Source organism: Brevibacterium album DSM 18261 (assembly GCF_000426445.1).
Taxonomy (GTDB): domain Bacteria; phylum Actinomycetota; class Actinomycetes; order Actinomycetales; family Brevibacteriaceae; genus Brevibacterium; species Brevibacterium album.
Genome location: NZ_AUFJ01000012.1, coordinates 62,999 through 84,095 on the forward strand (window position 1 = coordinate 62,999; position 21,097 = coordinate 84,095).

General features: G+C 72.0%; 16 protein-coding genes and 1 tRNA gene. 12 read left to right on the forward strand and 5 right to left on the reverse strand.

The features are described from left to right. The first annotated feature begins 47 nt into the window (after positions 1-47). Both K318_RS20630 and K318_RS0109295 read left to right on the forward strand, forming a co-directional pair. Positions 48-773 (forward strand): GntR family transcriptional regulator, encoded by a 726-nt coding sequence (locus K318_RS20630; protein WP_084499923.1) that lies wholly within the window; start codon positions 48-50, stop codon positions 771-773. Further along, the gene (locus K318_RS0109295; protein WP_029089297.1) at positions 770-2,038 is read left to right on the forward strand and encodes a DUF6986 family protein; all 1,269 of its coding nucleotides are present in this window, start codon (positions 770-772) and stop codon (positions 2,036-2,038) included. The genes K318_RS20630 and K318_RS0109295 overlap by 4 nt, the downstream gene beginning before the upstream one ends. Before the next feature lie 101 nt (positions 2,039-2,139). On the opposite strand, the gene K318_RS0109300 is transcribed toward K318_RS0109295, so the two are convergent. Beyond that, positions 2,140-2,955: a bifunctional allantoicase/(S)-ureidoglycine aminohydrolase gene (locus tag K318_RS0109300; RefSeq protein WP_029089298.1), complete on the reverse strand. Its 816-nt coding sequence runs from the start codon at positions 2,953-2,955 to the stop codon at positions 2,140-2,142. Then, entirely contained in the window at positions 2,952-4,286 is a 1,335-nt protein-coding gene (gene allB / locus K318_RS0109305; protein ID WP_029089299.1) for an allantoinase AllB, read from the reverse strand. Before allB ends, K318_RS0109300 begins: the two co-directional genes overlap by 4 nt. 115 nt (positions 4,287-4,401) lie before the next feature. Here allB and K318_RS0109310 point away from each other — a divergent pair, with 115 nt between their 5' ends. Next, entirely contained in the window at positions 4,402-5,079 is a 678-nt protein-coding gene (locus K318_RS0109310) for a FadR/GntR family transcriptional regulator (RefSeq protein WP_035281334.1), read from the forward strand. A gap of 510 nt (positions 5,080-5,589) precedes the next feature. Then, complete coding sequence (locus K318_RS0109315; protein ID WP_029089301.1) at positions 5,590-6,246, forward strand: hypothetical protein; 657 nt, start codon at positions 5,590-5,592, stop codon at positions 6,244-6,246. Between the two features lie 6 nt (positions 6,247-6,252). On the opposite strand, the gene selD is transcribed toward K318_RS0109315, so the two are convergent. After that, entirely contained in the window at positions 6,253-7,296 is a 1,044-nt protein-coding gene (selD, locus tag K318_RS0109320; RefSeq protein WP_084499925.1) for a selenide, water dikinase SelD, read from the reverse strand. Between the two features lie 150 nt (positions 7,297-7,446). Then, on the reverse strand, positions 7,447-9,618 hold the full coding sequence (locus tag K318_RS24675; protein ID WP_051297773.1) for a TIGR01777 family oxidoreductase: 2,172 nt from the start codon (positions 9,616-9,618) through the stop codon (positions 7,447-7,449). A 195-nt stretch (positions 9,619-9,813) separates the two neighbouring features. On the opposite strand from K318_RS24675, the gene K318_RS0109330 reads away from it, so the two are divergent. The 4 genes from K318_RS0109330 (at position 9,814) to K318_RS0109345 (ending at position 14,719) form a co-directional block, all read left to right on the forward strand. After that, positions 9,814-9,908, forward strand: a tRNA-Sec gene (locus tag K318_RS0109330). 196 nt (positions 9,909-10,104) lie between these two features. Then, positions 10,105-11,553, forward strand: coding sequence for an L-seryl-tRNA(Sec) selenium transferase (selA, locus tag K318_RS0109335; protein ID WP_029089303.1), 1,449 nt, complete (start codon positions 10,105-10,107; stop codon positions 11,551-11,553). Continuing rightward, complete coding sequence (selB, locus tag K318_RS0109340) at positions 11,550-13,622, forward strand: selenocysteine-specific translation elongation factor (RefSeq protein WP_051297774.1); 2,073 nt, start codon at positions 11,550-11,552, stop codon at positions 13,620-13,622. Before selA ends, selB begins: the two co-directional genes overlap by 4 nt. Before the next feature lie 266 nt (positions 13,623-13,888). Beyond that, on the forward strand, positions 13,889-14,719 hold the full coding sequence (locus K318_RS0109345; RefSeq protein WP_029089305.1) for a hypothetical protein: 831 nt from the start codon (positions 13,889-13,891) through the stop codon (positions 14,717-14,719). Between the two features lie 123 nt (positions 14,720-14,842). Here the strand turns inward: K318_RS0109345 and K318_RS20640 are convergent, their stop codons facing one another. Then, complete coding sequence (locus K318_RS20640; RefSeq protein ID WP_245579835.1) at positions 14,843-15,658, reverse strand: FadR/GntR family transcriptional regulator; 816 nt, start codon at positions 15,656-15,658, stop codon at positions 14,843-14,845. Between the two features lie 86 nt (positions 15,659-15,744). Between K318_RS20640 and eat the strand changes: the two genes are divergently transcribed. From eat to K318_RS0109375, 4 genes are read left to right on the forward strand one after another with little or no spacing between them, the layout of a single operon-like run. Then, on the forward strand, positions 15,745-17,190 hold the full coding sequence (gene eat, locus K318_RS0109360) for an ethanolamine permease (RefSeq protein WP_029089307.1): 1,446 nt from the start codon (positions 15,745-15,747) through the stop codon (positions 17,188-17,190). 49 nt (positions 17,191-17,239) lie between these two features. Further along, entirely contained in the window at positions 17,240-18,697 is a 1,458-nt protein-coding gene (locus tag K318_RS0109365; RefSeq protein ID WP_084499929.1) for a glutamine synthetase family protein, read from the forward strand. Beyond that, complete coding sequence (locus K318_RS20645) at positions 18,678-19,688, forward strand: gamma-glutamyl-gamma-aminobutyrate hydrolase family protein (protein WP_245579836.1); 1,011 nt, start codon at positions 18,678-18,680, stop codon at positions 19,686-19,688. The genes K318_RS0109365 and K318_RS20645 overlap by 20 nt, the downstream gene beginning before the upstream one ends. After that, entirely contained in the window at positions 19,685-21,046 is a 1,362-nt protein-coding gene (locus K318_RS0109375; protein ID WP_029089309.1) for an aldehyde dehydrogenase family protein, read from the forward strand. Before K318_RS20645 ends, K318_RS0109375 begins: the two co-directional genes overlap by 4 nt. Positions 21,047-21,097 lie beyond the last annotated feature (51 nt).

The following is a 21,097-nucleotide window of genomic DNA, read 5'->3' on the forward strand; positions in this document are numbered from 1 at the left end:
AGACCTGAGGCGCGGGCGCGACGCCCGGACTGAGAGGACGAATCGGCATGGCGCCTGAGACCGGCAGGGCGACGCCGCTGGCGCACGCGACCGAGGCCGCGATCCGCGAGGGCATCATCCAGGGCAGGTACGCGCCGGGAGCCCGGCTGCGTGAACGCGAGCTCTCGGAGGAGCTGGGAGTCTCCCGTCTGCCCGTGCGCGAGGCCCTGCGGAACCTCCGCTACGACGGGTTCATCACGACCACTGCGCACAAGGGCGCCACGGTCAGGACGATGTCCGCCGAGGCCGTCGACGAGCTGTTCGATCTCCGGGTCCGCCTGGAGCCCTTCGCCGCGGAGGAGGCCGCTCGCCGGCACGCCGAGGGTCTCGTCCACGAGGGCCTGGCAGAGGCGATCGCGGGGGCTGATGCGGCGACCCAGGAGGGATCGCTCGAAGGCATCCTCCTGAGCACGGCGCACTTCCACGCACAGATCATCGATGCGGCACGCCATGAGCTCCTCGCTGAGCTCATGGCGCCGATCCTGGGACGCACGCGCTGGCTGTTCGCCATGACGACCTTCCGAGACCCCCACCCGGAGCTCCAGGCGCACTACGAGATCTACCACGCCATCTGCGACGGCGAACCTGCACTCGCGGGGATGAGGATGGCGGCGCACATCGAGGCGGGACGCAGACCGTCTCTGCGGGCGGTGCAGGGTTCTGCCGCCGCCCGCGCTGTGCCGCAGGCGCCGAAGGACGGCCCTGCACCAGACGGAGGAGACCGGGAGAGATGACCGATTTCGCACAGACCCTCACGCACGAACTCGACGGCCTGCTCCGGAGCGACGATCTCCTGCTGGAGCGCAGGTACCCCGGCGGTGCTCCTGCGCGGCAGCCGCTCCACACCGTCTACGTGCCGGCGGACGAATACACGCGCGACCTCCCGGAGCGCTGGGGCGCCCGGGCGCTCGATGCCCTCGACGCGCACGGCAGCGACCTCGGGCGGCTGGCGCGCCTCCTCGACCTCGACGCCGGCACCCTTGAAGAGCTCATGCCGCGGGTGCGCCGCAAGCTGGAGGCGGACCCGATCGAGGACCTCAGGATCGACTTCGAGGACGGCTACGGGAACCGCTCGGACGCGGAGGAGGACGCAGCCGTGGACTCCGCCGCCGCGGAGCTCCTGGCCGCGGTCGAGGGCCCGGGCCCGGGGCCGGGGTCCTTCGGCATCCGCTTCAAGAGCCTCGAGCGCCCCACCCGCGCACGGGGGATCCGCACTCTCGTGCGCTGGGCCGACCGGCTCGCCGGCACGCAGGCGGGCGGCCGCGGGCTGCTCGTGACGCTGCCCAAGGTGCTCTCCGTGGCGCAGGTGGAGGCCATGGTCAGGGCGTGCGAGGCCTTGGAGTCCAAGCACGGGACCGCCCTGGGGCCCATTCGGTTCGAGGTGCAGGTCGAGACGCCCCAGTCCGTGCTCGGCGCGGACGGCACCGCACTCGTCGCGCGGATGATCCACGCCTCCGAGGGCAGGTGCACGGGCCTGCACTTCGGCACCTACGACTACTCCGCGGCGTGCGGCATCGCCGCTGAGCACCAGTCGATGGACCACCCCGCGGCGGACCATGCGAAGGCGGTCATGCAGGCGGCTGCGGCCGGAACGGGCGTGCTGCTGTCCGACGGTTCGACCAACATCGTGCCCGCGGGGTCCGAGGAGCAGGTGCACCGCGCCTGGGCGGTCCACGCGAGACTGGTCCGGCGCGCGTTCGAGCGCGGCTACTCCCAGGGGTGGGATCTGCACCCGGCCCAGCTGCCCACGCGCTATCTGATGGCCCATTCCTTCCACCGGAAGGAGTTCGCCGCTGCGGCAGGCCGCCTCTCGTCCTACCTGGGGCGGGCCGCGACTGCGGACCGGATGGAGGAGCCGGCAACGGCACGGGCGCTCGCGGGCTGCGTGCTGCGCGGCGTGCAGTGCGGGGCGGTGGACCCGGAGGAGGTGCACGCGGAGATCGGCATCGGCATCGAAGAGCTCACATCTCTTGCCCACCGCCCCGGCCCACCCTCCTGACGGGGGCGGTGTCCGCGGGCAGCGCTGCGCATGTCCGCGGCGAGCGCGACACCGCTGCGGACATGCGCTTCCCTCCCGTCCGGGGCTGTCCGCGGCGGGCTTCAGAGATCGAGTGCCGCGTGGCGGTTGACGTCCTTGTAGAGCAGATAGCTGAAGGGGCCGGGGCCGCCCGCGTAGCAGGCCTGCGGGCAGAAGGCGCGCAGCCACATGAAGTCGCCCTCCGCGACCTCGACCCAGTCCCGGTTGAGCAGGTAGACGGCCTTGCCCTCGAGGACGAACAGCCCGTGCTCCATCACGTGCGTCTCGGGGAAGGGGATCGATGCTCCCGGCTGCAGTGTCACGATGTTCACGTGCATGTCGTGGCGCAGATCGTCCGGGTCCGCGAACCGCCGAGTGGTCCATGCTCCGTCCGTGCCGGGCATGGAGACCGGCTCGACCTCCTCGGCGGAGGTGACGAAGGACTCCGGCACGCCGATGCCGTCCGCGGGCCGATACCGTCGGCGGATCCAGTGAAACGAAGCCGGCCCGTCGCTTTCGTTGCGCAGGGTCCACTCCGCGCCGGGTGCGAGGAAGGCGTAGCCTCCCGGTGCCAGTGAGTGCTCGGCGCCGTCGAGAGTGAGGGTGAGGCGGCCTCCCACCGCGAACAGCACGCCCTCTGCCCCTGCGTCGGGTTCAGGGGCGGTGCTGCCGCCGCCCGGCCCGACCTCGACGAGATACTGGGCGAACGTCTCCGCGAACCCGGACAGCGGCCGGGCGAGGACCCAGGCACGCGTGCCCTTCCACTGCGGCAGCAGACTCGCGGTGATGTCGCTCATGGTGCGTGCGGGGAGCACAGCGTAGGCGTCCGTGAAGACGGCGCGGTCCGTCGTCAGCTCGGACTGGGCCGGCAGGCCCCCGCGCGGGGTGTGGTAGCTCATGGCTCTCCTCTCCACAGGAGCCGGCCGGCCGGCCGGCTGAAGTCGATCTCCTCCCCGGCGAGCAGGGTCCGGCGCACCGCACCGTGCAGGGTGCTGCCTGCGTACGGGGTGACGGGGTGGCGGTGCTCGAGGCGAGCCGGATCGACCGTGAGCGCGGCATCGGGCGAGAAGATCACCAGGTCCGCGGCACCGCCCACCCGGATCCGCCCCTTCTCGCTCAGCCCGGCCACGTCCGCCGGACCGGCGGTCATCCAGGAGACGACCGTCTCGAGCGGCACCCCGCGGCGCCGCGCCTCCGTCCAGACGACGGGCAGGCCCAGCTGCAGGGAGGCGACCCCGCCCCAGGCGGCCCCGAAATCCCCGGACTCCACGTGCTTGAGTTCGGCCGTCGAGGGGGAGTGGTCCGTGACCACGCAGTCGATCACACCCTCGAGCAGGCCCTGCCACAGCCGGTCCTGGTTGGAGCGGTCGCGGATGGGCGGGCAGCACTTGTGGGAGGTGGCGCCCTCGGGCACGGCGTCCGCGGACAGCGTCAGGTAGTGCGGACACGTCTCCACCGTGAGCCGTATGCCTTCCGCTCGCGCCGCCGCGATGAGAGGCAGGGAGTCGGCGGCGGACAGGTGGAGGATGTGGACCCGGGCGCCGGTCTCGCGCGCTGCGTCGATCACCTGGGCGACGGCGCGGGTCTCGGCTTCCGGCGGGCGGGAGGCGAGGAATCCTTCGTAGCCGCGGCCGGAGGGTGCACCGGAGACGGAGCCGGGGTCCTCGGCATGGACGATCATGAGTCCGTCGAAGGAGGCGACCTCCGCCAGGGCGGTTCTGAGCTCGCCCGCGCCGAGGGGCGGGAACTCGTCCACGCCGGAGGGGAGGGTGAAGCACTTGAAGCCGAACACCCTTGCTGCGTGCAGTTCCCGCAGGTCGCCGAGATTGTCCGGGACGGCGCCGCCCCAGAACCCGATGTCCACATATCTGCTCCCCGTGGAGGCTGCGACCTTCGCGGACAGGCCGGAGACGCTCGTCGTGGGCGGGATCGAGTTCAGAGGCATGTCGATCACGGTGGTGACACCTCCGCGCGCCGCTGCCCGCGTGGCGGTGTCGAAGCCCTCCCACTCGGTGCGCCCCGGGTCGTTGATGTGCACATGGGAGTCGACAAGACCCGGGAGGAGCACCTCGTCCTGGTCCAGCTCGATCTCGCGCGCTCCGGTGAGACCGGCGCCCAGGGGCGCCACCGCGGCGATGCGTCCGCCGCTCACCCCCACCTCGGCCGGATCGAACCCCTGAGGGCCGTGCACCCGCTGGCCGCGCAGCACGAGGTCGTGGTCGGGGGTCATCGGTTCCTCCAGGCTGCCGAGCGGCTCTTCGGTATCATTTCTACCAGACGTCATACCTTTCGCCTCGGTGTGGATGCCCCTCTGCGGGGCGACGGGGCGCTGCAGTCAGGAGCTGATGACGGTGCCACAGGTCTCTGCGGTGCAGCGTGCGATCGATGCCATCCGCGAGCGGATCGGGTCGGGGGAATGGGCCACGGGCACGCGACTTCCCTCGGAGACCGAACTCTCCTCCCTGCTGGGAATCAGCAGGTCGCCTCTGCGTGAAGCGGTGCGGGCGCTCGTCCACACGGGCCTCCTGTCAGTGCGTCGCGGAGACGGCACCTATGTGACCGCGACGGACGAGATCTCCGCGGTACTCACCCATCGGGCTCTGGACAGCCGCGTCGCCGACGTCATCGAGGTGAGGGCGGGGCTGGACGCGGTGTGCGCGGGATTGGCGGCACAGCGGCGCACCGCAGGTGATCTCGAAGCGCTCGCCGGGGCGCTCGCACAGCGCAGGGCAGCCGCGGAGGACGGAGACCGCGGGGCCTTCGCGGAGGCGGACGCCCGGTTCCATCTGCTGGTGGCCCAGGCGGCGCACAATCCGCTGCTCAGCGCCGTGTACAGCGGTCTCGTGGGGGCCCTCGTCCGCTCGGTCGACAGTGAGCTGTCCCTCGAACACGCGGTGAGGGACCGCGGTCAGGACCACGATGCCCTGCTGAATGCCATCGAGGCCTGCGACGCGGCGAGGGCCGAGGTCGTGGCGCTGGAGATCCTCCGCGACCAGGGGAGGGCTGCGGAAAGCCCGGAGTGAGACGGCCGCCCTCGGGGTGTCTGGGGTGCGGCGCACGACTCGATCACGACTGCCGGCTGACGGGGTGCGGCAGAGCCGATGATCGGCCGACGGGGTTCGTCCATCGCGATGGTTCTCCGTTATGGGCTGGGCTGTTGTGCACGCGGTTTCGGCGTGGCGGGGCAGAGGCTCGGCCGGTGACGTCCGCCGTGTGTGGGAAACGAGAGGGTCCTTCCCCTGAGTGCCCTGCAGACCGAGTGCCCCTCCTCCGAGGACTTGAAGAAAAACTAGGGCCCCTGGTTTTCTTCCTGACTCGTGGATGCCCCACTGCCTCCAGCGACCGGCCGCCCCTGGTGATCGACTGCCTTCGACGACCGGCGATGCCCGGAGAGCGCAGTCTGCTCCGCCGGCTGCGTGCTCCACATATGCTTGGAGGCCCGGACGTGGAAGTCCGCGCCTCCACCCGAGCACCCGAGTGAGAAGAGAGTGCGTATGCCTGTGGACGATCGGTGGTCAACTGACGTTTCACGGGTGTCCGGCGAGCTCGGGGCCTTCGAGGTGCGGGCGGGCAGGCGGATGTCGGGCACCTGGATGTTCCGGGTTCCCGCAGTGCTCGTGCCCCAGCCGGAGGAGCCGCTCACCGATTCCGAGGGTGCGATCTGCGAGCTGGACGCTCCGTGCGGCAGCTGGGCGGGGCCTCGCGCAGACGATGATCACTGTGTGCCCGCCTGGGGGTTCGTCAGGAGGGCAGTGCAGATCGAATCGGCCGCTCGTCATCTGGTCGGGAGCGCCACCGGGATCCCCGAGGAGGAGATCAGCATCCGGCTGCAGTTCGATCTCCCAGACCGCATGGCCGACGCACTGCAGGCGGCCACGGTGCTGGAGAGCGAGGGCCGGGAGCTGCTGGCCGAATCCGCACGTCTGCGCCGAGAGTGCGCGGGGGAGATGTGCCGCGACGGTCTCACTCATGCTGAGATCGGGCTGATGATGGGCATATCCGCGCAGCGCGTGCAGCAGCTGACCCCGTCGAAGCGCGCGCTCGCCGAGGAGCAGGCCCGTGAACGCGCACGGCTCGAACGCGTTCGCGTGGACGCCGCGCGGCGGAACTGGGCGGCCTCGCGGAGGAGGTCGCGCGACGGCGGAGCGGAGTTCCGCCCTGGGACTTCCGGCTCCGCGGCGCTCGGCTGACCGCGTTCAGCGCACCGTGATGCCGCTGCCGGCGACTGTCTCGCCGATCACGGGATGGCCGGGCACCTCGCCCACCACCAGCAGGCCGCCGGAGGTCTGAGCATCGGCGAGGAAGAGAAGATCGTCCTCCGTGATGCCGGTTCCCGCGGTGAGATGCGGCCGCACCCAGTCGAGGTTGCGGCGGGTGCCGCCGGAGACGAAGCCGTCGCGCAGCGCTTCGGCTGCGCCCTCGACCATGGGCACTGCCGCACGGTCGATCACCGCTCCCACGCCCGAGGCGCGCATCATCTTGTGGAGGTGGCCCAGCAGCCCGAAGCCGGTGACGTCCGTGGCCGCGCGCGCTCCGGCCTCCAGCGCGGCGTGCGAGGCCGCGCGGTTGAGCTGCGTCATCGTCGCGACAGCGGACTCGAACACCTCACCGGTCGCTTTGTGGCGGTTGTTGAGCAGGCCCACGCCGAGGGGTTTCGTGAGGGTGAGGGGGAGCCCTGCCTCGGCGGAGTCGTTGCGCAGCAGGCGCGCGGGGTCGGCGGTGCCGGTCACGGCCATGCCGTACTTGGGCTCGGGATCGTCCACCGAGTGCCCGCCGATCACGGGGCAGCCGGCCTCCTGCGCCACCTCGAGGCCGCCGCGCAGCACCTCGCTCAGCAGCTCCATGGGCAGCACCTCGCGGGGCCAGCCCACGAGGTTGATCGCGACGACGGGAGTGCCGCCCATCGCGTACACATCGGACAGTGCATTGGCCGCTGCGATGCGTCCCCAGTCGAAGGCGCTGTCGACGACGGGGGTGAAGAAGTCGGCGGTGGAGAGCACGGCGAGATCGTTCCGCACCTGGACGGCGGCCGCATCGTCGCCGTCGTCCAGGCCCACCAGGACGGAGCCGAAGCTCTGCCCGGCGAGCGCCGCGACGGCGTCCTCGAGTTCGCCCGGCGGGATCTTGCAGGCGCAGCCGCCGCCGTGCGCCATGGCGGTGAGGCGCGGCGCGGGGGCCGAGGCCGCGGGAGAGCCTGCAGATGTCGGAGGCGTGGCGCTGGGGATGCCGGAGGTGCTCATGCCGCCGAGTCTAGGGCCCGGGGCAAGCGGCGTTCCGGGGCACCGCTCTGCCACCCCTTGTGCGGCCGGCCGGCCCGTCGTACGGGAACGGGCAGCGGCACAAGGGGTGGGAAACGTGTCAGTTGCGCAGCCCCGATCTGCACAGTCCCGTCACCTCCGCGGACCCAGCTCCTCCGTGAAGCACTCCGCGAGGGTGGGATGGGCGAATTCGAAGCCGGCATCCAGCAGTGCGGCGGGGACCGCGTGCTGACCGGCGAATGCGAGCTCATCCGCGCCCTCATCGCCCAGCAGCAGCGCCGGGCCGGCCTTCGGCACGGGCAGGACGGCGGGCCGGTGCAGATGGCGGCCCAGCTCCTCGGCCCACTCCCTCTGGCGGACGATGCCCGGAGCCACGGCGTTGACGGGGCCTGCGAGCGCGGCATCGGTGAGGGCGCGAGCATAGACGCGGACGAGGTCGTCGTGGCTGATCCAGGGGAACCACTGCTCGCCCGAGCCGAGGGGACCGCCCGCGGCCGCCAGGTAGAGGGGCAGCTGCATCCTCAGCAGGCCGCCCAGGCTGCTCATCACCAGACCCGTGCGGACGGACACTCTCCGCACTCCCAGGCCTTCGACGCGGGCGGCCTCGGCCTCCCAGTCCGCGCAGACCTCGGCGAGGAAGCCCTGACCCGGTGCGGCGTCCTCCGCGACGGGCTCGCGCCGATCCGCTCCGTACCAGCCGACCGCCGAGGCGCAGACGAACGCCTCGGGCCGTTCCTCTGCGGGCAGACCCGCGATCGTGTCGACCAGCAGGCGGGTCGAATCGATGCGTGAGGAGCGGATCTCCCGCTTCGCGGTCTCCGTGAGCCTGCCGCCGATGCTCCGGCCCGCGAGGTGCACCACGACGTCCGCCCAGATCAGATCCTCGCTCTGCACGAGTCCCAGGGAGGGCTCCCAGGTGGATTCGGTGAGGGGGAGGGCGTCGAAGGCGGGAGCGTCGGAGTGCTGTGGGGCACTCGATGCTCCGGTCCCGCCGTCCGTGCCCGAGGCTCCGGCCGGGCCGTCGTCGGTGTCATGGCCGCCGTCGTCGCCGCGGGCGTCCTCCCGGCCCAGTCCGGTGCGCGGAGGCCTGCGCACGAGGGCCCGCACACGGTGACCGCCGGCTGTGAGAAGCGCGCTCAGCTGGGTTCCGACGAGGCCCGAGGCGCCGGTGATCAGCACATTCAGCGTGCGGGTGCCGCCCGTGACGGGGGCGTCGATGCTGCGGAGGAACGCGAACTCCTGCTCCAGACGCCGGGTTCGGGCCGCGAAGGTCTGCTCCAGAGTGGTGCGGACGCGGTCCTCCACTCCGCCGCTCACCGACTGCGCGGTCCGGGAGAGCCCGGGGATGCGGGAGGCGAAGCGCTCGAGGCCGGCCGCGAGATCGGAGCCGAAGGCACGGGCGTCGAAGCTGCGAAGGTCGTCGAAGACATCGGTCCAATGAGCGCCACGGGAATCCCGCCCGGCGCCCGGACCCGTGCCGGGGGCGTCTGCCGCGCCCGGGCTGCCGGCGGAATCAGAGCCCGCAGGACGCTTCCCATAGGTGCGGGGGACGTCGAGGACTGTGACCTCGGTGTCGTCGGTCGCGGATCCGTCGCTCGCAGATGCATCCGCAGGTGCGCCTGAGGCCCGGTCCTCCGCACCCGCACTGCCGCGGAGGGAGAAGTCGAGGGTGTCCTCGATCTCCGTGCGCTGTATTGCGTCGTTCCCGTCTCCGAGCGTGCCGTCCGGGCTGTCAGCAGGCGCGGGGGCGTCGGCAACCCCGGCGGGGGTGTCCGCAATCCCGGCGGTGCCGTCAGCAGCTCCGGCGGTGTCGTCTGCAATCCTGGCGGTGCCAGCAATCCCGGCGGTGCCCTCCGTGGCCGGGACGGCGCGGAACACGTGACGGTGCTCGAAGGCGGAGAAGGGGCTCAGTGCGGAAGGGACCATGCGGTCGCCGAACCCGGCCTCGGCGCCCGCGGAGGCGTGTGCCCGGGACCGGTCCTGCGCCTCGGCGGGTCGAGTGACGGCGGAGTCTCCGTGGCCGGCAGCAGTCTGCCCGTCGGACGGTGCCGCGGACTGTGCGAAGGGCGGGAGGCCCGGCAGTGCGAAGTGCTCCGCTGTCCAGGGCACCCGCACCGCGCCCGAGGTGCCGGGAGCGCTGATCCGCATCTCGGCGCGGCTGCCCGGGCGGGTGGGATCGCCCTCCCGCACGACCTCCTGCGCCCAGTGCGGGGAGAGGCGGGTGAGCGCGCCGGGCAGACTGTGCCAGCGCACCACCTGGTCGAGGGGAGCGTCGATGGTCTCACGGTTGTGGAAGCGGGCCATGTGTGCCTCCGGGGAATCGGTGTCGGACGGACCGGGACTCCTGCTGGGTGGTGCTCCGCTCACACTATTCGCCCGTCCTGTGAGGTGTCTGCTCCGAGAAGGCTGCTCCGTGGGGGGCACTGGGCTTGTGAGAGCTGAGCCTGTGAGGGCTGAGCCGTGTTCCCCACCCGCATCGTTGCTGGTAGATTCTGCCGCGGAGGCGTCCGGGTCCTGGTGGGCCCCCCGGTCTTCAAAACCGGTGAAGCCCAGCATCTGGGCTTGGCGGGTTCGATTCCCGTCCGCCTCCGCCACCAGCTGTGCAGGGCCGCGAAGTGAGCGCTTTCTGCTGATCCGAAGAGGTCAGAACGGCAGAAAGCGCTCACTTCGCGTCTGGATGGCAGAGTGTGCTCACCGGGTCATGCAGTGCGCGGGAGCACCTGCGCCGCCGTCCCGCCCGAGCACACTGCCCTCCCGTCCCATCGCCGCCCCGTCCGCGCAGGAGGAACCATGGATCCCCGCCGCCGCATCCCGCGCACCGATGCGCTGCTCGCACGTCCCCGCGTGGCCGCGGCCGCGGAGGCGCTGGGGGCGGGCGTGGTGAAGGGCCTCGTCCGCGCCGTGCAGGATCGCGCCCGCAGTGGTGAGATCGCGCCCGAGGCCGTCGAGGCGGAGCTCCTCACCGCGCTGGACGCCCGGCGGCCGGCCTCGCTCACGCCCGTCATCAATGCCACCGGCGTCATCGTGCACACCAATCTGGGCCGCGCGTCGCTGTCCGAGGCCGCCCGCGCCGCCGTCGCGGAGGCCTCCGGGTACACGGACCTCGAGTTCGACCTCGCCACGGGCAAGCGCGGACGCCGGGGGACGGGCGTGCGCGCCGCGCTCCTCGAGGCGTGCCCCGAGGCTGAGGACGCACTCGTCGTCAACAACGGCGCCGCGGCGCTCCTGCTCGCGGTCACCGCCCTCGCGGGCCGGGCCGCAGACACCCGTTTCTCCGCGCAGACGCCCAGGGCCACTCCGCCGTACGGCTCACCCGCCCCGCGCTCGCACGGTTCGCCCAGTCCCCGTTCCGAACCGAGCGAGGTCCTCCTCTCGCGGGGGGAGTTCGTGGAGATCGGCGCGGGCTTCCGGCTGAGCGACCTCATGGAGTCCGCCGGCGCCCGGCTGCGCGAGGTGGGCACCACCAACCGCACGCACGTGGACGACTACGCCCGCGCCCTGAGCCCTGCCACCGGCTGCGTCCTCAAGGTCCACACCTCGAACTTCCGCGTGGAGGGCTTCACCGCCGAGGCCGATCTCGCCGAGCTCAGCGCGCTCGCCCACGCGCACGGCGTCCCCCTCGTGGTGGATCTGGGCAGCGGGCTGCTCGAGCCCGAAGCCGTGCTGCCCGGTGAACCCGATGCCGCAACGGCCCTGGCCGCCGGTGCGGACCTCGTGATCGCCTCGGGCGACAAGCTCCTGGGCGGTCCCCAGGCGGGCATTCTGCTCGGCCGCGCCGAGGTGGTCGCCGCCCTCGGCCGGCACCCTCTGGCCCGCGCGCTGCGGGCCGACAAACTCGCGCTCGCCGCCCTCGAAGCCACCGTCACCGCAGGTGAAGCTCCTGTCACCCGGGCTCTGCGCGCGGATCCCGAACTCCTCCGCGAGCGGACCCTGGCGCTGGCGCGGGAGCTCGCCGCCGCGGTGCCCGCAGCGCCCCAGCAGTCCTCCATCGTCGTCCCCCATGACGGCCGGGTGGGCGGCGGAGGCGGCACCGGAGTGCCGCTGCCGGGCTGGGCGCTGGCCCTGCCCGAGGCCGTCGCCGGTCCTCTGCGCACCGGCACCCCCGCAGTGGTCGGCCGCATGCACGAGGGCAGGTGCCTCATCGACCTCCGCTGCGTCCCGGAATCGCAGGACGGCGAACTGCTCCGCGCACTCATCGCGGCCCTCGACGCGACGGGCTCCGCAGGAGGTCTGCGATGACCCCGGGCACGGCTGCGGGCCGCACCGCCCCGCGCACGCCCGCCTCCCACGTCATCGCCACGGCGGGACACGTGGACCACGGCAAGTCCACGCTGGTGCGAGCGCTCACCGGCATCGAGCCCGACCGCTGGGACGAGGAGAAGCGCCGCGGGCTCACCATCGACCTCGGCTTCGCCTGGACGACGCTGCCCTCCGGCCGGGAGATCAGCTTCGTGGACGTGCCGGGCCACGAGCGGTTCCTCGGCAACATGCTCGCGGGGCTGGGGCCTGCCCCCGTCGTCCTCTTCGTCATCGCGGCGGACGAGGGGTGGATGCCGCAGTCCTCGGACCATCGTGACGCCGTCGCCGCGCTCGGCATCCAGCACGGCCTCATCGTCGTCACCCGCACGGATGCCGCGCCCGAGGCCGTACCGGCAGTCGTCGAGCGCGCACGTGCGGAGTTCGCCGGCACCGGCCTGGCTCACGCCCCTGCAGTGGCCGTCTCCGCGCTGGCGAACGAGGCGCAGCAGGACCCAGCACAGCGAGACACCGCAGCACAGGACACAGCGCAGCCTGAAGCGGGACGGATCAGCTTCGGCCTGGCCGCGCTGCGGGAGCAGCTCGATGCCGTTCTCGCTGACATGCCGGTGCCGGACCCCGGCGCGAGAGTGCGCCTCTGGGCAGACCGTGCGTTCTCCGTCGCCGGATCCGGCACCGTCGTCACCGGCACCCTCGACCAGGGCTCGCTGCGCGTGGGAGGGGAGCTTGAGCTGGCCTCGGCTGCGCAGGCGCGCACCGGCGGGGCAGGCACGGGGAGTTCCGGCAGGACAGGCGGCGCGGCGAGCGGCGGCGCGGGCGGACGCGACGGCGCGGGAGCCGGGCCGCGCGTGGGCATCCGCGGACTGCAGACCCACAACGACGGCGTCGAGGCGCTGCGACCGGTCACCCGGGCGGCCGTCAACCTCCGCGGGGTCGCCGCCGAGGACGTCCACCGGGGGGACGCGCTCGTGACTCCCGGTGCCTGGGTGCTCGCTGAGACGGTCGACGTCCGCCGGCGCACCGGCGAGGCGCTCGATGCCGCACCGCTGCACCTCACCGTCCACCTGGGGACCGCCGCGGTGCAGGCCCGGCTGCGGCCGTTCGATGCAGAGCACGGCCGTCTCGTCCTCGACCGTCCGCTGCCGTTGGCGGTGGGTGACCGCATGCTGCTGCGCTCCACGGGAGAGCGGTCGGTGCTGGGCGGGGTCGACGTCCTCGACGTGGATCCGCCCGAGCTGCACAGGCGCGGGGCGGCGCGAAGGCGTGCGGCTCAGCTGGCACGGCTGGATCCGGCCGGCGACGTCGCCGTGGAGGTCCGCCGCCGAGGCGCCGTCGACGAACCCGTGCTCCTCGCCATGGGCATCGAAGTGCCGGAGGAGCTGCCGGCCGGGATCGTGCGACTGGGCGAGGCGCTGCTCGCGGACGAGGCCCGAATCCGCACGTGGGCGCAGATGCTCATCGAGGTGGTCGAACGGGAGCATGCGAAGGATGCGCTGAGCCGCGGCGTGACCGGGAAGGCGGCGGCGGATGCGCTCGACCTGCCGGACCTCGGCGCCGCGCGGTCCCTCCTCTTGGGGGCCGTGGTGCGCGCGGCGGACCTGGCGGTGACGGAGGGGCGGATCCGCGCGCGCGGTGCTGCCGCGGGTCTGGGAGCCGCTGAGGGCGCCATGCAGAAGCTCGAGGCCGGGTGGCGGCAGCGTCCGTTCCACGCGCCCGAGGCCCACGAGCTGCGTGCGCTGGGGCTCGGAACCCGGGAGCTCGCAGCGGCGGAGCAGCGGGGCAGGCTCCTGCGTCTGGGGGGACCGGCCGGTCGCGGTGGGGCCGGGACGAGCGGCGGAACCGCGAAGGAGGGCGAGGGCATCGTGCTCGGGCCCACCGCTCCTGCGCAGGCGATGCGGCTGCTCGCAGGTCTGGAGCAGCCCTTCACCACCTCGCAGGCCAGGCAGGCGCTCGACACCACACGGCGGACGGTGATCCCGCTGCTCGAACACCTGGACGCGCGGGGCTGGACCCGCCGCCTGGACGCCGGCCACCGTGAGGTGGTGCGCTAGGACTGAGCCCCGGAGCGGCGGGGCACCTTCGGCGGCCGGTTCAGCTTGCACGGTCGGTTCGGTGTGCATGGCGAGGCACAGCCTGTCCTTGCGGATGCCGCGCATCGTAGAGTTCGCGTATGAGCTACGCGCCGCAGGGGAATCCGTCCTACGAGGAGGCCCGCCGGGGTCCTCTCCCCCCGATGCAGCGGCCGGGGATGCCTGCGCCGTACGGCCGAGCCGCATACGCGGCCGGGCCGTCACAACGAGGTCGTACAGGCGTCGCCGTGGGGCTCTTCTACGCGACGTTCCTGCTGAGCCTGCTGGTGGTCGTCTTCCAGCAGTTCTTCGCGCTGCGGCTGATGGCGCCGTCCTCACCGGAGACCTTCGGGCTCCTGATGATCTTCGTGCAGGTGAGCGCTGCCGCGGTCCATCTGGCGCTCACCCTCACCGCGGTCTGGCTGCTGCCCGCGGCCTCAGGGGGCGGGGGCGCTCACAGGCGCCGGCAGTGGATTGCCACCGCGATGATCGTCGGCGGCAGCGCGGTGCGCCTGGTGTACGGGACCGTCGGTACGAGCCTGGTGATGTCCCTCGTCTCCACCGTGGAGGTCGAGATCCTCATGGCGATCAGCAGCTCGCTCGCTGTGCTCGTCGACTTCGCCGTCACGGCTCTGCTGCTGGCCGCGTGGCTGCTCGTCCGGAACCGCACACGCGGGGGATACATCCTCATGGGGGCCGGGCTCGTGTTCTTCCTCCTCGTGAGGATCGTGGTGATATGGACGACGGGATCGCCGGCCGAGAGCCCAGCCCTGCAGTGGGTCGGCCGTGGGCTGGCGCTCGTCCTCCCCCTGTTCACCGCCGGGCTCCTGGCGCTGAGCGAGCTGCTGGGCAGGCGCCGTCAGGAGGGGCCCACGGCGCCGGGCTTCCCTGCGCCGGGGCAGAGTACGATGCCGGGACAGGTTCTGACGCAGACACAGGCCCCAGCACCGGCGCAGGGCGCGGGGCATCGGCCGGCACCGGCCAGCGGGCAGGGGCCGACGGGCCGGACCGGGCCGCCCTCATCCGGTCCTGGCGGCACACCGAACCCGAACTGGGCCGACCCGACCTGGCGGCCGTGAACCGCAGAGACGCAGCGGCGGGAGCGCCTCGCGGCTGACCGGGCCCCGCAGCCGATCGGACCCCGCAGAGGTCGGCTGCTCGAAGCGCCGTCCTGGGCATGCTGCCCCTCACTCGCCGCCCGCTCACCCGCCGCTGCCGGCGAGGAACCCGCGGAGCAGAGCCGCGGATCCGTGCGCGTGCGCCCGCGCCTGAGCAGCTGCCCCGTCCGCGTCACCGTGCAGGATCGCCTCGACCAGCTGCGTGTGCTGTTCGTTCGCGTGCGCGATGTTCGCGCTCATCATGGGGATGCGGTCGAGCAGCGCGTTCACCCGTGCTCGGTTCTCGGCGAGGGCCGCCGTCAGGCTCGGGATCCCGGCGAGTTCGCTGATCGCGAGATGCAATCGCGAGTCATAGGCTCTGTATTGATCCATTGGCGCATTCGAGCATGAGTGGAGAAGCTCGGCGACGCGCCGTCGGTCCTCCGCGCTGAGCGTGGCCTGCGCGGCCAGCCGCGCTGCCTCGGGCTCCAGCAGTTCGCGGAACCGCAGGACGTCCTCCAGCTCCGCTGCCGGCACCGGGTCGTCGCGGGAGCCGTGCTCGGCAGGCAGGCGGAGCACTTCGGTGCCGCCGTAGCGGCCCCGCGTGACCCGGACGATCCCGGCATCGCGCAGCTCGTTCAGCGCGGTGCGCAGCGTCGCGCGGGAGACGCCGAGCTCCGCTGCCAGCTCGCGCTCCGGAGGCAGCTTGTCGCCCACGAGGTACGTGCCCAGCCCCAGCTCGCGCAGCAGTCTGGCCAGCGTGTCCTCGAAGGCGTTCCCAGCTCCGCCCTCGCGCACGGGCGCCCCGTCCTCGGGCTCGGGCGCACCAGCTTCACGCGGGGGTTCCCCGCCCTCGGGCCCGGGTTCCCCAGCCTCGCGTGCGGTGCCGCCGCGCCCGGTTTCGGCGGATCTGCTCTCCACCCCTTGACCCTCCATGTGCGCCAGGTTACATTTGCGATACTCAATGGTCCATTCTGGCACCATTGACTGAGCGTGGAGGAGCTCTCATGGCCCGGACGTCCAGAGTCGAGTACAGCGAGGTGAGCGAGGACTTCCTCGCGCGCCGCTCGCTTCGCAAGGGGGCGGCGGGCTGGATCCTGCTGGCCGGCCTCGGCGTGGCCTATGTGATCAGCGGAGACTTCTCCGGGTGGAACCTGGGCCTGGCCCAGGGCGGCTGGGGAGGCCTGCTCATCGCCTTCCTGCTCATGGGGCTCATGTACGTGTGCATGACCCTGGGCCTGGCGGAGATGTCCTCGACCCTGCCGACCGCCGGGGCCGGCTACGGCTTCGCCCGCCGCGGCCTCGGCCCGCTGGGCGGCTTCACCACGGGAATGGCGATCCTCATCGAGTACTCGATGGCGCCCGCGGCCATCTCCACCTTCATCGCGGGATACGTCCAGGCCCTCGGCATCCTGCCGGAGGGCGTCCCCGCCTGGACGATCTACCTCCTCGCCTATCTGATCTTCGTCGGCATCCACATCTGGGGTGTGGGCGAGGCGCTGCGCGTCATGTTCGTCATCACCGCGATCGCGGTCGTGGCGATCCTCGCCTTCGTCTTCGGCATGATCGGTCACTTCGAGGCCTCCAACCTGTTCGACATCGCGCCGGTGGCCGAACGCATGGGCTCCTCGGAGTTCCTGCCCTTCGGCGTCTCCGGTCTGCTCGCCAGCCTGGTGTTCGGCATCTGGTTCTTCCTCGCGATCGAGGGCGTGCCGCTGGCCGCGGAGGAGTCCGCGGACCCCAAGCGGGACATGCCCCGCGGCATCATGACGGCGATGTTCGTGCTGCTCGTGTTCGGCGCCCTCATGCTCGTCCTGGTCCCGGGCACTGCGGGAGCCCAGGCGATGAGCGTCTCCGACAATCCGCTCCCGGAGGCCGTGCGCCACGTCTACGGGGACTCCTCGCTGCTCGCCGCCTTCGTGAACTGGGCGGGCCTGGCGGGCCTGGTGGCGAGCTTCTTCTCCATCATCTTCGCCTATTCCCGGCAGCTCTTCGCCCTCTCCCGCGCGGGGTACCTGCCCAAGTGGCTCTCGCTCACGGGCAGGCGCAAGACCCCCTATCTCGCCCTCATCTTCCCCGGCACCATCGGCTTCGTCCTTGCCGTCGCCACCGGCGGGGAGGGCGGCATCCTGCTCAACGTCGCCGTGTTCGGCGCCACCGTCTCCTATGTGCTCCTCAACCTCTCCCACATCATGCTCCGCCTCAAGGAGCCGGAGCTGGAGCGCGGCTACCGCACCCCGGGAGGCATCGCCACGACCTCGATCGCGCTGGTGCTGGCCTCGGTCGCCGTGGTCGCGACCTTCGTCGTCGACGTGCTGGCCGCCGGGATCGCGGCCGGCGTCCTCCTGCTCGCGATCGCCTACTTCTGGTTCTACTCCCGCCACCGCCTCGTGGCGAGCGCCCCGGAGGAGGAGTTCGCACAGCTCAAGGCCGCCGAGGACCAGCTCAAGTGAGAGGCACAGCCCCCTCCGTCCGCTCCCAGCCCCATAAGGAATCGCGCTCATGACCCGCACCCACTCCGCTACCGCCGCTGTCCTCGCTCCGGCCGCTCCCGGCGTCCCCCTCTCGCCCACCAGCACGCAGCGGGTGGCGACGGGGGTCAACCAGGCTCCCGCGCTCACCGTCGAAGGTCTGCGCGCCCTGGTGGACAGCGGCGAGGTGGACACCGTCGTCATGGCGGCGACGGACATCCAAGGGCGCCTGCAGGGCAAACGGCAGAGCGCGCGCTTCTTCCTCGACGAGCTCATGGAGCACGGGACGGAGGGCTGCAACTACCTGCTGGCCGTGGACGTCGACATGAACACCGTCGACGGCTACGACATGTCCTCGTGGGAGACCGGCTACGGTGACCTCGTCTTCTCGCCGGACCTGTCCACGCTGCGCCGCCTGCCGTGGCAGCCGGGGTCCGTGCTCGTCACCTGCGACCTGCTGTGGCCGGACGGAAGTCCGGTGCCGGCCTCGCCCCGGCAGATCCTGGCCCGGCAGGTGGAGCGGCTGCGGGAGCTGGGACTGGAGGCGTTCGCCGGCACGGAGCTGGAATTCATCGCGTTCGACACCAGCTATGAGGACGCGCAGCGCTCCGACTACCGCGAGGTGCGGCCCTCCAACCTCTACAACGTGGACTACTCGCTGCTGGGCACGGCGCGCGTGGAGCCGCTGCTGCGGGACATCCGCAACTCCATGGCCGGTGCGGGCATGTACGTCGAGGGCGCCAAGGGCGAATGCAACCTGGGCCAGCACGAGATCACGTTCCGGTACGCGGACGTCCTCACCACCTGCGACAACCATTCGATCTACAAGAACGGCGCCAAGGAGATCGCGGCCCAGCACGGCAAGTCGATCACCTTCATGGCGAAGTACAACCAGCGCGAGGGCAGCTCCTGCCACGTGCACCTGAGCCTGCGCGGCGCGGAGGGCGGTGCCGTGCTCCCCGGCGACGGCGAGCACGGGTTCTCCCCGATCATGGAGCGCTTCATCGCCGGTCAGCTTGCGTGCCTGGAGGACTTCACCTACTTCTTCGCCCCCAACATCAACTCCTACAAGAGGTTCGTGGAGGGTTCGTTCGCCCCCACCGCCCTGGCCTGGGGATTCGACAACCGCACCTGCGCGCTGCGGGTGGTGGGCGAGGGTCCCTCCCTGCGCGTGGAGACGCGGGTGGGCGGCGCGGACCTCAACCCCTATCTGGCGACGGCGGCCATCATCGCAGCGGGCATCCACGGCATGGAGAACGAGCTGGAGCTCCCGCCGGTCACGGAGGGCAGCGCCTATGCCGGTGACGCCCCGCGGCTGCCGACCACCCTGCGCGCGGCCCGGGAGAGGCTCGCCGCCTCGGAGGCTGCGCGCGCGGCCTTCGGGGACGAGGTGGTCCGCCACTATGTGAACGCCGCGGACGTGGAGCTCGCCGACTACGAATCCACTGTGACCGATTGGGAGCGCCGACGTGGCTTCGAGCGGCTCTGAGGCGGGACCGGGCGCAGCCGCCGCTGCCATCCCGGTCGCAAGCGGCACCACCGCCCGCCGCCCTCTCATGGGACTCACCACCTACATGCAGCAGGGGGCATGGGGTGTGTGGGACACGGAGGCCGTGATCCTGCCCGCCGAATACGTCCACATGGTGGTGGCGGCCGGCGGCGTGCCGGTGCTCCTCCCGCCCCACGGCACGGACGCCTCCGTGCTGGACGGCCTCGACGGGCTGGTTCTCACGGGTGGTGCGGACGTGGGGCCCGAGCGCTACGGCGCCGTTCCCCACGAGCGCACGCAGGCGCAGCCCTGGCGCGACGACCACGAGTTCACCCTCCTGGCCGCTGCGCGCGAGCGCGGCATGCCGGTGCTCGGCATCTGCCGCGGCCTGCAGGTCATCAACGCGGCCCTCGGCGGCACGCTCCACCAGCACGTCCCGGAGGTGGTGGGCCACTCCGACTGTCAGCCCGAACCCGGCGTCTACGGCGAGGTCACGGCCCGGGTGGAGCCCGGCTCCCGGCTGGCGCGTGCGGTGGGGGAGCAGGTGAGCGCACCGTGCTACCACCACCAGTCCGTCGCCGAGGTGGGGGCGGGGCTCGTCGTCACGGCCCGGGCCGAGGACGGCACTGTGGAGGCGCTGGAGACCGCCTCACCTTCGGCAGGCGAGTCTGGTACAAGCGAGTCTGCTGCTGGTGAGCCTGCTGCAGGTGAGGCCGGGGGAAGCGACTCCGCCGAGCCCTGGCTGCTGGCCGTCCAGTGGCATCCCGAGCACAACGTCCAGGATGTGCGCGTCGTCACGGCGGCCGTGGACGCCGCCCGCGTCTACGCTGAGCAGCGCGCACGAGCGGCACGGCCACCGGGTCCGCAGACGGTTCCGGCGGTGTCGAGTTGGGCGGAACCGCCGGGCCGGCCGGCGCGCACCGCACCGCAGCCGGCACGCACCGCACCGAACCCGCAGACCCACAGCAGACAGGAAGGGGGCGCCACGTGAGCGTCAGCACAGTCCTCAATCCGGCCACCGGCGAGGCCATCGCCCGGATCGAGCGGACCGCACTGCCCGAGGTCGACTCGGCGATCGCACGCGCGCAGACCGCGTTCGAGGCGTGGCGGAGGGTGGCGCCGGGCGACAGGGCCCGGCTGCTGCGCCGGTTCGCCGCCGTCATCGACGCGCACGTGGACGAGCTCGCGCAGCTGGAGGTCGCCAACGCCGGGCACACGATCGGCAACGCCACGTGGGAGGCCGGCAACGTGCGCGATGTCGTCGAGTACTACGCGGCCGCTCCGGAACGCAGCTTCGGGAAGCAGATCCCCGTGCCCGGCGGCGTGGACATCACCTTCAAGGAGCCGCTGGGCGTGGTGGGCGTCATCGTGCCCTGGAACTTTCCCATGCCGATCGCCGGCTGGGGGTTCGCTCCCGCGCTCGCCGCCGGCAACACGGTGGTGCTCAAACCGGCGGAGCTCACCCCGCTCACTGCGATCCGGATCGGGGAGCTCGCGCTCGAGGCGGGTCTGCCCGAGGGTGTGCTCACGGTGATCCCGGGGAAGGGATCCGTGGTGGGCGAGCGGTTCGTCACCCATCCGCTCGTGCGCAAGGTGGTCTTCACAGGCTCCACCGAGGTGGGCCGGGGGATCATGCGCGGCTGCGCGGAGCAGATCAAGAACGTCACGCTGGAGCTGGGCGGGAAGAACGCGAACATCGTGTTCGCGGACGCGGACCTGGAGAAGGCCGCCGCCGAGGCGCCGGGCGGGGTGTTCGACAACGCGGGCCAGGACTGCTGTTCGCGGTCGCGGCTGCTGGTCCAGTCGAGCGTGTACGACGACTTCATGGCGCGGCTGGAGACCGCAGTGAAGTCCTTCGTCGTCGCGGACCCCGCCGACCCGGCCGCGGACATGGGGCCGCTCATCTCCGCGGCGCATCGTGACTCCGTGGCCGCCTACGCGGATTCCGGCGAGGTCGCCTTCTCCGGGAGCGCGCCCGAGGGGCCGGGCTTCTGGTTCCCGCCCACGGTCATCACCCCCGGTGACCTCACCGCCCGGGACTTCTCCGAGGAGATCTTCGGCCCGGTGCTGTCCGTGGTGCGGTTCGATACGGAGGCCGAAGCCGTGAAGATCGCCAACAGCACGGAGTACGGCCTCTCCGGTTCGATCTACACGGAGAACCTGAGCCGCGCCATGCGGGTGGCCCGTGCTGTGGAAGCCGGGAACCTGTCCGTGAACTCGCACTCCTCCGTGCGGTACTGGACGCCGTTCGGCGGATACAAGCAGTCCGGGCTGGGCCGTGAGCTCGGCCCGGATGCGCTCGACTCATTCACCGAGACGAAGAACGTGTTCTTCGCGACCGACGACTGATCGGCGCCGCGCAGCGGGGAGGGCATCATCCTCCTGGCGAGCGCGCCTGCC

Coding starts and splice junctions, on each gene's coding strand:
- K318_RS20630 (WP_084499923.1), top strand. CDS start 48: ATGGCGCCTGAGACCGGCAGGGCGACGCCGCTGGCGCACGCGACCGAG.
- K318_RS0109295 (WP_029089297.1), top strand. CDS start 770: ATGACCGATTTCGCACAGACCCTCACGCACGAACTCGACGGCCTGCTC.
- K318_RS0109300 (WP_029089298.1), bottom strand. CDS start 2,955: ATGAGCTACCACACCCCGCGCGGGGGCCTGCCGGCCCAGTCCGAGCTG.
- allB (WP_029089299.1), bottom strand. CDS start 4,286: ATGACCCCCGACCACGACCTCGTGCTGCGCGGCCAGCGGGTGCACGGC.
- K318_RS0109310 (WP_035281334.1), top strand. CDS start 4,402: ATGACGGTGCCACAGGTCTCTGCGGTGCAGCGTGCGATCGATGCCATC.
- selD (WP_084499925.1), bottom strand. CDS start 7,296: ATGAGCACCTCCGGCATCCCCAGCGCCACGCCTCCGACATCTGCAGGC.
- K318_RS24675 (WP_051297773.1), bottom strand. CDS start 9,618: ATGGCCCGCTTCCACAACCGTGAGACCATCGACGCTCCCCTCGACCAG.
- selA (WP_029089303.1), top strand. CDS start 10,105: ATGGATCCCCGCCGCCGCATCCCGCGCACCGATGCGCTGCTCGCACGT.
- selB (WP_051297774.1), top strand. CDS start 11,550: ATGACCCCGGGCACGGCTGCGGGCCGCACCGCCCCGCGCACGCCCGCC.
- eat (WP_029089307.1), top strand. CDS start 15,745: ATGGCCCGGACGTCCAGAGTCGAGTACAGCGAGGTGAGCGAGGACTTC.
- K318_RS0109365 (WP_084499929.1), top strand. CDS start 17,240: ATGACCCGCACCCACTCCGCTACCGCCGCTGTCCTCGCTCCGGCCGCT.